This window comes from Curtobacterium sp. SP.BCp, from assembly GCF_051903255.1.
GTDB lineage: Bacteria > Actinomycetota > Actinomycetes > Actinomycetales > Microbacteriaceae > Curtobacterium.
On sequence record NZ_CP194338.1, the window covers coordinates 1,485,354 to 1,497,819 of the forward strand.

Genomic DNA, 12,466 nt, shown 5'->3' on the forward strand with positions numbered 1-12,466 from the left:
AAGAAGGAGCACTTGTCCGCACGGATCCCCCCGGTCCTCCGGCCCGAACACCCCACCCCCCGATCGGTCGCCGAACTGGCGAACGGCTTCGGGCTGCGCGTCGTCGGCTCGCTCGACGGCGTCGAGACCACGGGTGTCACCCTGAGCGCTGCCGAGGTGCAGCCCGGTGACCTGTTCGTCGGTGTGCACGGCGCGAACCGCCACGGCGCCCAGTTCGCGACCGAGGCCGCCGAGCGCGGTGCGGTCGCGGTCCTCACCGACGCCGACGGCGTGGCGCTCGCGGAACCGTCCGGCCTGCCCGTGCTCGTGGTCGACGACCCCCGTGCGGCGCTCGGCGACGTCTCCGCGTGGGTCTACCGGACCCACCCGGACGAGGCGACCGACCTCCCGCAGCTCTTCGCGACGACCGGGACGAACGGCAAGACGAGCACCTCGTACATCCTCGAGGGCATCCTCAAGCAACTCGGCCTCGTCGCCGGCCTGAGCTCCACCGCCGAACGGCACATCGGCGCCCTCAGCGTGACGAGCCGTCTGACCACACCCGAGGCGAGCGAGATGCACGCGCTCCTCGCCCGCATGCGCGAGGCCGAGGTCCGCGCCGTGGCCGTCGAGGTGAGCGCGCAGGCCCTCAGCCGCCACCGTGTCGACGGGATCGTGTTCGACGTCGCCGGGTTCACGAACCTCTCGCACGACCACCTCGACGACTACGCCGACATGGAGGAGTACTACCAGGCCAAGCTGCCGCTCTTCCAGCCCGAGCACGCCCGCCGCGGGGTCGTCTCGCTCGACACCGACTGGGGTCACCGCGTGGTGCAGGACTCCCGCATCCCGGTGACGACCATCACGGTGCACCCCGAGGTCGAGGCCGAGTGGCACGTCGACATCCTCGAGGCGCACGCGGCGTACACCGAGTTCCGGCTGACCGGGCCCGAGGGCCGCGAGCTGACCACCCGCGTGCCGCTCATCGGCTGGCACATGGCCGCGAACGCCGCGCTCGCGATCGTGATGCTCGTCGAGGGCGGGTTCGAGCTCGGCGCGATCGCGCAGGCGCTCGAGACCGGCCACCGCCGCTACCCCGACGAGGACGAGCGTGAGGAACGCGGCGAGCGGACGAGCGCCATCGAGTGCTACCTCCCCGGACGCACCGAGCGCGTCTCCGGTGAACACGGCCCGAGCGTCTACGTGGACTTCGGCCACAGCCCCGACGCGTTCGAGAACACCCTCGCGGCCGTCCGCCAGTTCACGCCCGGTCGGGTCCTCATGCTGTTCGGCGCCGACGGCGACCGCGACACCACGAAGCGTGCGGACATGGCGCGGGTCGCCGCCGCCGGCAGTGACGTGCTCGTGATCACCGACCACCACCCGCGCTTCGAGGACGCCGCGTCGATCCGGAAGACCCTGGTCGACGCCGCGCGCGAGGCGTACCCGGACCACGAGCTCTACGAGGTCAGCCCGCCCGAGGCCGCGATCCGGAAGGCCGTCGGTCTGCTCGGCGAGGGCGACTCGATCCTCTGGGCCGGCCCCGGCCACCAGGACTACCGCGACATCCAGGGTGTCCGCACGCCCTACTCGGCTCGCGACGAGGCCCGTCAGGCCCTGCGCGAGGCCGGCTGGGAACCGAACAGCGGCCCGGTGGAGGAGACCCGATGATCCCCATGACCCTCGCCGAGATCGCCGCCGCGGTCGACGGCGAGCTGATCGGTGGCGCCCAGGCGGACCTGGTCGTCGACGGCTCCGTCGAGACGGACTCCCGGCTCGTGACCCCCGGCAGCGTCTTCTTCGCCCTCCCCGGCGAGGTCACCGACGGCCGCCGCTTCGTCCCGGCCGCGACCGAGGCCGGCGCCGCCCTGGTCATCACGCCCGAGCGCGTCGAGACCGCCGCGCCGCAGATCGTCGTGGCCGACGGGTACGCCGCCCTGGCCGCCCTCGCCCACGAGGTCGTCGCCCGCGTGCGTGCCTCCAGTGCCGACCGCGTCGACGCCGACGGCCGTCCCGCGCCGCTGCGCGTCGTCGGCATCACGGGCTCGAACGGGAAGACGAGCACGAAGAACATGCTCGCCACCATCCTGTCGACGCAGGGCGAGACGATCGCGCCGAAGGGCTCGTTCAACAACCACGTCGGCGCACCGATCTCGATGCTCCGGATCACGCACGACACCCGCTTCCTCGTGGTCGAGATGGGCGCGAGCGGCAAGGGCCACATCGCCAAGCTCGTCTCGATCGCGGAGCCCGACGTCGGCGTCGTCCTCAAGGTGGGCCTCGCGCACGCCGGCGAGTTCGGCGGGATCGAGGCCACTCAGAAGGCCAAGTCCGAGATGGTCACCGACCTCCCGGAGACCGCCACGGCGCTCCTCAACGTCGACGACGACCGCGTCGCCGCGATGCGCGACCTGACGCGCGCTCGCGTCGTCGGGTTCGGCACGTCGGCCGACGCCGACTACCGCATCGGCGGCATCGAGACGGACCGGACCGGCACGCGGTTCACGCTGACCGGGCCGACGGGCGACCGGCCTGGGCCCACGCCGCCGGTTCCGGATCGACGCGCCAGCGGCGAGCCGGCCGTGCCGGTGGGGAGAGGCACGGATCGCTCCGCCGAGACCGCCGACGTCCGCCTCGCCATCATCGGGGAACACCACGCGATGAACGCCAGCGCGGCGCTCACGGTGGCGAACCTGTGGGGCGTCCCCCTCGCCACCGGCGCCGAGGCGCTCGCGTCGATGACGCGAGCCGAGCGCTGGCGCATGGAGATCCTCCCGGGAGGCCCGGAGGGCGTGACCGTCATCAACGACGCGTACAACGCGTCACCGGACTCGACCGCAGCGGCGCTGCGGACCCTGGCGCAGATCGTGCGGCCGGGCGAGCGCGCGGTCGCCGTGCTCGGCGAGATGAGCGAGCTCGGCGAGTTCGCGACCGAGGAGCACGACCGGCTCGGCCGGCTCGTGGTCCGGCTCGGCATCGGGCAGCTCGTGGTCGTCGGCCGCGGCGCGATGCCGATCCACCAGGCCGCCACCCTCGAGGGATCGTGGGACGGCGAGTCAGTGTTCACCGAGGACGTCGACGAGGCCGTCCGCACCCTCGAGACCATGCTCCGCCCCGGCGACGTGGTCCTCGTCAAGTCCTCGAACTCCGCCGGACTGCGCTTCCTCGGAGACCGACTCGGAGGAGTCACCGAATGATCGCGCTCCTGGTCGCCGGCGCCGTGTCGCTGGTGTTCACGCTGCTGCTCACGCCGCTCTTCATCAAGCTGTTCCACCGTCTCGGGTGGGGGCAGTTCATCCGCGACGACGGACCCCAGTCGCACCACACCAAGCGCGGCACGGCCACGATGGGCGGCATCGTCCTCATCATCGGCTCGGTGATCGGCTACTTCGTCGGACACCTCGTCGGCCGCGACTCGGTGACGCTCTCCGGCCTGCTCGTGCTGTTCCTCATGGTCGGCCTCGGGTTCGTCGGCTTCGTCGACGACTTCCTCAAGGTCCGGCGCCAGCGGAGCCTCGGCCTCGGCGGCTGGGCCAAGGTGCTCGGCCAGGTGATCGTCGGCGTCATCTTCGCCACCGTCGCCCTCGTGGTGCCCTCCGGCAACGGCAAGCCCCCCGCGTCGACGATGATCTCCGCGATCCGGGACATCCCGTGGCTCGACCTCATGGCGCTCGGGACGGTCATCGGGACGATCCTGTTCCTGGCGTGGATCGTGCTGCTCACGGTGTCGACGTCGAACGGCGTGAACGTCGCGGACGGCCTCGACGGGCTCGCGACCGGGTCGAGCATCCTCGCGATCGGCTCCTACGTCATCATCGGGTTCTGGCAGTCCAACCAGCAGTGCGGCAGCCCGCGCCTCGACGAGACCACCGCCCACGCCTGCTACACGGTGTCGAACCCGCTCGACCTCGCGGTGGTCGCCGCGGCCGTCGTCGGCGGGCTGATCGGGTTCCTCTGGTACAACACGTCCCCGGCACAGATCTTCCTCGGCGACACCGGCTCGCTCGGCCTCGGCGGTGCCCTCGCCGGCCTCGCGGTCCTCAGCCGCACCGAGCTGCTGCTCGTCCTCATCGGCGGCCTGTTCTTCATCGTCACCGGTTCGGTCATCCTGCAGCGGGCGTACTTCAAGATCACGCACGGCAAGCGCATCTTCCGGATGAGTCCGCTGCACCACCACTTCGAGCTCAAGGGTTGGGCCGAGGTGACGGTCGTCGTGCGCTTCTGGATCATCGCCGGGCTGTGCGTCGTCGGCGGCGTCGGCCTGTTCTACCTGGAGTGGATCACCCGTGTCGGCTGACGCCACGACCCCCGACCGGCTCACCGGTCTCGACAGCTGGTACGCGGAGGGCTGGAAGGGGCTCCGGGTCGCCGTGCTCGGCCTCGGGTCGACGGGCTTCTCGGTCGCGGACACCCTCGTCGAGCTCGGCAGCGAGGTCACGGTGTACGCACCGGACGGCCCCGCGGACACGATCGAGCTGCTCGACGTGATCGGGGCACGGTTCGAGCGCACCCCGCTCGACGCCGTCCCGGACGCGCTCGTCGAGCAGGCGCCCGACGTCGTCGTGGTCTCGCCCGGTCTGCCGCCGCACAACGCCTCGGTCCGGTGGGCCGTCGAGCACAGCACCGTGTGGGGCGACATCGAGCTCGCCTGGCGGGTGCGCGACAAGGTCGTCCGCGGCCCGGTCGCCGCCCCGTGGGTGACCATCACCGGCACGAACGGCAAGACCACCACCACCCAGCTGACCACCGCGATGTTCGAGGCCGCCGGGCTCCGTGCCGTGTCCTGCGGCAACATCGGTGTGCCGGTGCTCGACGTCGTCCGCGACCCGGACGGCTTCGACGTCCTCGTGGTCGAGCTGTCGAGCCACCAGCTGCACTACATGGCCGACGCCGGCGACGGCGCGGTCGTGCCGCTCGCGAGCGCCTGCCTGAACATCGCCGACGACCACCTCGAGTGGCACGGCTCGGCCGAGGCCTACCGCGCGGCGAAGGCGAAGGTCTACGAGCGCACCGTGATGGCGTGCGTCTACAACACGACCGACGAGGTCACCCGGACCATGGTCGAGGGCGCCGACGTGGTGGAGGGCTGCCGCGCCGTCGGGTTCACCCCCGGGGTCCCCGCACCCGGTGACGTCGGGATCGTCGAGGACGTCCTCTGCGACCGCGCGTTCGGGGAGGACCGCCGGTCGAGCGCCCTCGAGCTCGCGACCCTCGCGGACCTCGAGGAAGCCGGGCTCGCGAGCCCGCACATGACGATGAACGTCCTCGCCGCCGCCGCGCTCGCCCGTGCCGCCACCGTGCAGCCCGCCGCGATCCAGCAGGCCGTCCGGGGCTTCCGCGCCGACCACCACCGGACCGAACTCGTCGCCTCCGCGGACGGCATCACCTGGGTCGACGACTCGAAGGCGACGAACCCGCACGCGGCGACCGCGTCCCTGGCGTCGTTCGACACCGTCGTGTGGATCGTCGGGGGGCTCTTCAAGGGCGTCGACGTCGACGGGCTCGTGCAGCGGTTCGGCCCCGGTGTCCGCGGCGTCGTCGTCATCGGCACCGACCGTGCGCCGGTGCTCGAGGCATTCGCGCGACACGCGCCGTCGGTCCCGGTCCTGCAGGTCGAGGCATCGGACACTGATCAGGTCATGCCCGAGGCGGTCCGGCATGCCGCATCGGTCGCGAGGCCGGGCGACACGGTCCTCCTCGCCCCGGCGGCGGCGTCGTTCGACCAGTTCGACTCGTACTCCGACCGGGGGCGTCGGTTCGCGGCGGCGGTCCACGAGCACCTGGGAGGAAACGGCGATGGCGGACCTTCCGGCGAACGGCCCTAGCGGCGCAGCGGGCGCGCGCGGCACGAGTGCGACCGGCACGTCGAGCGCGCGCGGCACGGGCGCGACCGGCACGTCGAGCGCGACCGGCGCGGGATCGTCGCGGCGCCGCCCGACGGGCGCCGTCGTCGCGGTGAAGAACGTGTTCGTCGCCGAGTCGGCCACGTTCTACACGATCCTCGGCGTCACGCTCTTCCTCGTCGTCTTCGGCGTCGTCATGGTGCTCTCGTCCTCCAGCGTCGAGCAGTACGCCGCCACGCACGACTTCTTCGGCGCAGCGTCCCGGCAGGGGCTCTACGCGGTGCTCGGTGTGCCGCTCATGCTCATCACCAGCCGGGTGCCCGCCCGCGCCTGGCGGAAGTGGGCGATGGGGATCCTGGGCGCGGCGCTCGTGCTGCAGTTGCTCGTCTACACACCGCTCGGCGTGGAGATCCAGGGCAACCGGAACTGGATCTCGATCGGCTCGTTCAGCGCGCAGCCCTCCGAGGCCGTGAAGCTCGGACTCGCCCTCGCGGTCGGCGCGATCATGTACGTCAAGCGGGACAAGCTCGACAACTGGAAGGAGCTGTTCGTCCCGATCGGCATCGCCATCGTGCTGCCGCTCGGCCTCGTGCTCCTCGGCGGCGACCAGGGCACGGCGATGATCATGCTCATCCTCGTCCTCGGCGCCCTCTACGTCGGTGGCGCCCGGGCGAAGCACCTGCTCGTGGTCGTCGGCACGATCGCCGTCGTGCTGCCGTTCATCACGATGACGTCGGCGTCGCGGTCGTACCGCATCAACGCCTGGCTCTCCGGCTGCACCGACTCGAACCAGTTCCAGGACCTCTGCTGGCAGCCCGTGCACGGCATGTGGGCGCTGGCGTCCGGCGGCGTCTTCGGTGTCGGACTCGGCAACTCCAAGGCGAAGTGGTCCTGGCTGCCCGAGGCCGACAACGACTACATCTTCGCGATCATCGGCGAGGAACTCGGGCTCATCGGCGCCGTCGTCGTCCTCGCGCTCTTCGTGGTCCTCGCGGTCAGCATGATCAAGGTCATCCGGCAGAGCCGCGACCCGTTCGTCAAGACCGTCACCGGCGGCATCCTCGCGTGGATCATCGGGCAGGCGCTCGTCAACATCGCGGTGGTCCTCGGGCTCCTGCCGGTGCTCGGGGTGCCGTTGCCGCTCATCTCCGCGGGTGGCTCGGCGCTCATCATGACCCTCGTCGGCATCGGTGTGGTGCTGTCGTTCGCGCGGGACCTGCCCGGCAAGCGCTCCGACGACCCGGGCATCGACCACCGGACCGCCCTGCGCGGCTCGGGCGCCAGCACCGGCGCCCGCGCCGGCACCACCCCGCGCAGTCCGCGCACGAACGGAGCCCAGCGGTGAGCCGCTACCTCTTCGCCGGCGGTGGGACCGCCGGCCACGTGAACCCCCTGCTCGCGGTCGCCGACCGGCTGACCGAGCGCGACCCCGACGCCGAGGTGCTCGTCCTCGGGACCGCCGAGGGCCTCGAGTCCCGGCTCGTCCCGATGCGCGGCTACGAACTGCTGACGATCCCGCGCCTGCCCTTCCCGAGGAAGCCGAACGCCGCAGCGCTGCGCTTCCCCGGCGCCTTCCGGCGCGCGGTGCAACGCACCGAGCAGATCATCCGCGACCGCGGCGTCGACGTCGTCCTCGGGGTCGGCGGCTACGCGGCCGCTCCCGCCTACATCGCGGCCCGTCGCACCGGCACGCCGATCGTCGTGCACGAGCAGAACGCCAAGCCCGGCCTCGCGAACCGCCTCGCCGCGTTCCTCACCGAGCACGTCGGCGTCACGTTCTCGAACACCCGACTCCGGCACGGCCGCGTCGTCGGCATGCCGCTCCGTCGCGAGGTCGAGTCCCTGGACCGCCGTGCGAGCCGGGCCGAGGGGCTCGCGGAGTTCGGCCTCGACGCCGACCGCCCCGTCCTGCTGGTGACCGGTGGGTCCTCGGGAGCCCGGAGCATCAACCGCACGGTGAACCGCAGCGCAGCCGCGATCGTCGGCGCCGGGTGGCAGGTGCTGCACGTCGTCGGTGCGAAGTCGGACATCGGGCCGAGCGACCTCGACGGCTACCACGTGCTGCCCTACTGCGACCGCATGGACCTCGCGTACGCCGCGAGCGACTTCGTGGTCTCGCGGTCCGGCGCCGGCATGGTCTGCGAGCTCACCGCCGTCGGTCTCCCGAGCGTCCTCGTGCCGTACCCGGTCGGCAACGGCGAACAGCGGCACAACGCGAAGGACGTCGTCGACGCCGGGGGAGCGGTCCTCGTGGCCGACGGGGAATTCGACCAGGACTGGGTGACGTTCCAGCTCCTGACGCTCCTGCAGGACCGCGCCCGCGTCGCGAGCATGGCGGTCCGCGCGGGCAGCGTCGGACACCGCGACGGCGCCGACCGGATGACCGACCTCGTGCTCGACGCCGCACGGAGCGCAACCCGCGCCGGGCAGAGCGAGACGACCGGCGACGCAACCCGCGCCGGACAGAGCGACACGTCCGGCGACGCAGCACGGAACGCACCGCGCGCCGAGACCGGCGACACAGCACGCGACGCCGACGGCCGGCCGACCACCGGCAGCACCACGGAGGAACCATGACCATCAAGCCGGACCTGACCCAGCCGATCCCGGGCGACCTCGGTGCCGTGCACTTCGTGGGCATCGGTGGTTCCGGGATGAGCGGCATCGCCCGGATGTTCCTCGCCGCCGGCCACCGCGTCAGCGGGAGCGACGCCCGCGAGACCGCGACCACGCAGACCATGCGAGAGCTCGGCGCCGACGTGCACATCGGTCACGACGCCGCGAACGTCGGCGAGGCGGACACGCTCGTCGTCACGAGCGCGTTGTGGCCGGACAACCCCGAGCTGCTCGAGGCCCAGCGCCGCGGCATCCCGGTGCTGCACCGGTCCCAGGCCCTCGCGGCGCTCATCGCCGGGCAGCGCCTCGTCGCGGTCGCCGGTGCCCACGGCAAGACCACCTCGACGGGCATGATCGTCACCGCCCTCGTCGAGCTCGGCCTCGACCCGAGCTTCGTGAACGGCGGCGTCATCCAGTCCCTCGGCACGAGCTCGGCCCCGGGTTCGAGTGACCTCTTCGTCGTCGAGGCCGACGAGTCCGACGGCTCCTTCCTGCTCTACGACGTGGCCGTGGCGCTCGTCACGAACGTCGACGCCGACCACCTCGACCACTACGGCAGCGTCGAGGCGTTCACCGAGGCGTTCGTCGACTTCGCCGCGAAGGCCTCCGAGCGCCTGGTCATCTCGAGCGACGACGGCGAGGCCAAGCGCGTCACCGCGGGAGTCCGTGCCCGACCCGACGCGCCGGAGATCGTCACGTTCGGCGAGGCGGACGACGCCGACGTCCGCATCGAGCGCATCACCGAGTCGGCCGGGGTCGAGGTCGACTTCCGCGCCGGCGGCGAGTCGCACCACCTGACCCTGCGGGTGCCCGGGCGGCACAACGCCGTGAACGCGGTCGGGGCCTTCGCGGTCCTCACCGGCCTCGGCGTCGCGCCCGCCGACGCGATCCGTGGGATCGAGGCCTTCGGCGGCACCCTGCGACGCTTCGAGCTCCACGGCGTCGAGCGCGGGGTGTCGGTGTACGACGACTACGCGCACCACCCGACCGAGGTGGCGGCGGCGCTCCGGGCAGCGCGCAACGTCGTCGGCGACGGCCGGATCATCGCGATCCACCAGCCGCACCTGTACTCGCGCACACGGCTCATGGCCGGCGACTTCGCGAAGGTCTACGAGGAGCTCGCGGACCACACCGTCGTGCTCGACGTCTACGGTGCGCGCGAGGACCCCGAGCCCGGCGTCACGGGCGCGCTCGTGCAGGAGCGCTTCGCGGACCAGTCCCGCGTCGATTTCCTGCCCGACTGGGACGAGGCCTCGGCCCGCGCGGCCGCAGTCGCGCAGGACGGCGACATCATCATGACGCTCAGCTGCGGTGACGTGTACCGGATCATCCCGCAGGTGCTCACAGCGCTGCACGACGGAGCGCAGTCCCGGTGAAGCGTCCCGAGGGGTTCGACGAGCGTCCGGAGTCGACCGCTCCGGACGAGGGCGCCCCGGCGCCCCGGCAGCGTCGTGCCCCCCGGCTCCCGCGTCGACCGGTCGCGCCGACACCCGAGGACGGCCTGGAGGCACGGGTCGACCCCGCCCCGCCGGCTGCGGGACCCGAGGCGGCCGGGCCGGAGGACGAGGCAGCGCCGTCCTCGCGTGACCGCGCCTCCGCCCTCGCCGGTGCCGCCGGCCGCCGCCTGGGCGCCGGGCTGTCGTCCGTCGCCGGGCGACTCCGCGAGTACGCACCGGACGAGGACCACCCCTCCGACGACCGCCGCGAACCGCGCCCCCGTCCGGACACCGCGCCACACCACGACGGCGCGACGTCCGACGGCTCCGTCCACCACGACGGCCGGGTCACCGACGTCCTGGAGACCCCGATCGGGATGAAGGTCCGCGCCGCCGAGACCGCTCGAGAGGCCCGCATCGCCAGGCGCCGCCGCCGTCTCCTCGAACGCGCCGAGGTCCGCCGCTTCACCCGGCGCAGCCGCCACCGCCGTGCCGCGTGGATCACGGCGGCCGGGATCGTCGTGGTGCTCGGCGCTTCGATCCTCGTCGCGGTGTACTCGCCGCTCATGGCCCTGCAGACGATCGAGGTCAAGGGCACGAACCGGGTGGACGACGCCGCGCTCCGACGGGCGCTGTCCGGTCAGATCGGCACGCCGCTCGCCCGACTCGACTTCGACGAGGTCAAGCGCGACATCGCGCAGTTCCCGCTCGTCGAGAGCTACGTCACCGAGGAGGCGCCGCCGCACACCCTCGTCGTGACCGTCACCGAGCGCACGCCCGTGGTCGCCGTGAAGTCCGGCCGCACCTTCGATCTCGTCGACCCGGCCGGCATCGTCGTGCAGTCGGCGAAGGACCGCCCGGCGTCGATGCCCCTCGCCGACATCGGCAGCGCGAAGCTCGGTTCCCCGGTGTTCCGCACCATGTCCGAGGTGGTCTTGGCGCTCCCGTCGTCGGTGCGCTCGCAGACGAAGGCCGTCAAGGCCTCCACCGCGGACGACGTCACCCTGACGCTCAAGGACGGCTCGAAGGTCGTCTGGGGGAGCCCCGACGCGTCGGACGCGAAGGCCCGGCTCCTGGCCGCGCTCGTGCGGGACCACGAGACCCGTGACCCGGGGTCGGTCGTCGAGTACGACGTCAGCGCGCCCGACAACGGCGTCATCCGCTCGGCGAAGTAGGCGTCGGAGCCGTCCCGGGCACCGGAGTCGGGCGGAATCGGGCGACACGCGGCGTGGCGGCTGTGCCTCGTCGGGAGGGCACCCGTAGCGTCGACGCAAGCACCACACCTAGCAGCAAAAACCCTGACTTTCAAGTAGAGGTTGAGGGTTCAACCGGAGGCCGGACTGACGTGACCACGAACCACAACTACCTCGCCGTCATCAAGGTCGTCGGTGTCGGCGGCGGCGGCGTCAACGCCGTGAACCGCATGATCGAGCTCGGCCTCCGCGGGGTGGAGTTCATCGCGATCAACACCGACGCGCAGGCCCTGCTGCTCAGCGACGCCGACGTCAAGCTCGACGTCGGTCGCGAGATCACCCGCGGCCTCGGCGCCGGCGCGGACCCCGAGGTCGGCCGTCGCGCCGCCGAGGACCACGCCGAGGAGATCGAGGAAGCCCTCGCGGGTGCCGACATGGTCTTCGTCACCGCGGGCGAGGGCGGCGGGACCGGTACGGGTGGTGCTCCCGTGGTGGCCCGCATCGCGAAGTCGATCGGCGCGCTGACCATCGGCGTCGTCACGAAGCCGTTCAGCTTCGAGGGCAAGCGTCGGCAGTCCCAGGCCGAGAACGGCGTCGCCTCGCTCAAGGACGAGGTCGACACGCTGATCGTCGTCCCGAACGACCGCCTCCTCGAGATCTCCGACCGCGGCATCTCGATGGTCGAGGCCTTCGCGACCGCCGACCAGGTCCTCCTCGCCGGCGTCCAGGGCATCACCGACCTCATCACGACCCCCGGCCTCATCAACCTCGACTTCGCCGACGTCAAGTCGGTCATGCAGGGTGCGGGCTCGGCGCTCATGGGCATCGGCTCCTCGCGCGGGGCCGACCGGGCGATCAAGGCCGCCGAGCTCGCGGTCGCCAGCCCGCTGCTCGAAGCCTCGATCGACGGCGCGCACGGCGTGCTCCTGTCGATCCAGGGCGGATCGAACCTCGGCATCTTCGAGATCAACGACGCCGCCCGCCTGGTGCAGGAGGCCGTCCACCCCGAGGCGAACATCATCTTCGGTGCGGTCATCGACGACACCCTCGGCGACGAGGTCCGCGTGACCGTCATCGCCGCCGGCTTCGACGGTGGCGAGCCGACCGCGCAGCAGAAGGAGCGTCGCTCGAGCTGGGTGGAGGCGGACGGTGGCGCGTCCACCGGCGCCGCCGCCGGTGCCGCCGGCGCGACCGGTGCCATCGAGGACTCGTCGTCCTCGTGGGCGTCGCAGGAGCACGAGGCGCCGGCGCAGCGCGCCGCCGACCCGGCCTTCGACGATGACGACGACGAGCTCGACGTCCCCGACTTCCTGAAGTAACACTGCCGTGGCAGGTGATCCGCGCCTCTCCCAACCGGCACGGCCGGATCGCCGCTGGCGCGTCGATCCGGAACCGGCGG

The 12,466-nt window shown here is 72.2% G+C and carries 9 protein-coding genes; all 9 read left to right on the forward strand.

The annotated features are described in order from the left end of the window. The first annotated feature begins 12 nt into the window (after positions 1 to 12). Complete coding sequence (locus tag ACRQ4C_RS07240; protein WP_400414988.1) at positions 13 to 1,650, forward strand: Mur ligase family protein; 1,638 nt, start codon at positions 13 to 15, stop codon at positions 1,648 to 1,650. Further along, positions 1,647 to 3,176: a UDP-N-acetylmuramoyl-tripeptide--D-alanyl-D-alanine ligase gene (locus ACRQ4C_RS07245; protein ID WP_439690654.1), complete on the forward strand. Its 1,530-nt coding sequence runs from the start codon at positions 1,647 to 1,649 to the stop codon at positions 3,174 to 3,176. Before ACRQ4C_RS07240 ends, ACRQ4C_RS07245 begins: the two co-directional genes overlap by 4 nt. Further along, the gene (gene mraY / locus ACRQ4C_RS07250; protein WP_290132107.1) at positions 3,173 to 4,276 is read left to right on the forward strand and encodes a phospho-N-acetylmuramoyl-pentapeptide-transferase; all 1,104 of its coding nucleotides are present in this window, start codon (positions 3,173 to 3,175) and stop codon (positions 4,274 to 4,276) included. Before ACRQ4C_RS07245 ends, mraY begins: the two co-directional genes overlap by 4 nt. Further along, positions 4,266 to 5,804, forward strand: a complete 1,539-nt coding sequence (murD, locus tag ACRQ4C_RS07255) for a UDP-N-acetylmuramoyl-L-alanine--D-glutamate ligase (RefSeq protein WP_439690655.1) — start codon at positions 4,266 to 4,268, stop codon at positions 5,802 to 5,804. The genes mraY and murD overlap by 11 nt, the downstream gene beginning before the upstream one ends. Beyond that, a complete protein-coding gene (gene ftsW / locus ACRQ4C_RS07260; protein WP_439690656.1) occupies positions 5,776 to 7,167 on the forward strand; it encodes a putative lipid II flippase FtsW in 1,392 nt (463 codons plus the stop codon). Before murD ends, ftsW begins: the two co-directional genes overlap by 29 nt. Continuing rightward, positions 7,164 to 8,399: a UDP-N-acetylglucosamine--N-acetylmuramyl-(pentapeptide) pyrophosphoryl-undecaprenol N-acetylglucosamine transferase gene (locus ACRQ4C_RS07265; protein WP_290132104.1), complete on the forward strand. Its 1,236-nt coding sequence runs from the start codon at positions 7,164 to 7,166 to the stop codon at positions 8,397 to 8,399. Before ftsW ends, ACRQ4C_RS07265 begins: the two co-directional genes overlap by 4 nt. Next, positions 8,396 to 9,814, forward strand: a complete 1,419-nt coding sequence (murC, locus tag ACRQ4C_RS07270; RefSeq protein WP_439690657.1) for a UDP-N-acetylmuramate--L-alanine ligase — start codon at positions 8,396 to 8,398, stop codon at positions 9,812 to 9,814. Before ACRQ4C_RS07265 ends, murC begins: the two co-directional genes overlap by 4 nt. Then, complete coding sequence (locus ACRQ4C_RS07275; protein ID WP_439690658.1) at positions 9,811 to 11,049, forward strand: FtsQ-type POTRA domain-containing protein; 1,239 nt, start codon at positions 9,811 to 9,813, stop codon at positions 11,047 to 11,049. The genes murC and ACRQ4C_RS07275 overlap by 4 nt, the downstream gene beginning before the upstream one ends. A gap of 170 nt (positions 11,050 to 11,219) precedes the next feature. Next, positions 11,220 to 12,386 carry a cell division protein FtsZ gene (gene ftsZ / locus ACRQ4C_RS07280; protein ID WP_400415004.1) on the forward strand — a complete coding sequence of 389 codons (1,167 nt, stop codon included), beginning with the start codon at positions 11,220 to 11,222 and terminating at the stop codon, positions 12,384 to 12,386. Positions 12,387 to 12,466: the final 80 nt, after the last annotated feature.

What these genes read in the sequence shown, in the direction of transcription:
- murC (WP_439690657.1), top strand. Translation starts at nt 8,396, where the DNA reads ATGACCATCAAGCCGGACCTGACCCAGCCGATCCCGGGCGACCTCGGT.
- ftsW (WP_439690656.1), top strand. Translation starts at nt 5,776, where the DNA reads ATGGCGGACCTTCCGGCGAACGGCCCTAGCGGCGCAGCGGGCGCGCGC.
- ACRQ4C_RS07245 (WP_439690654.1), top strand. Translation starts at nt 1,647, where the DNA reads ATGATCCCCATGACCCTCGCCGAGATCGCCGCCGCGGTCGACGGCGAG.
- mraY (WP_290132107.1), top strand. Translation starts at nt 3,173, where the DNA reads ATGATCGCGCTCCTGGTCGCCGGCGCCGTGTCGCTGGTGTTCACGCTG.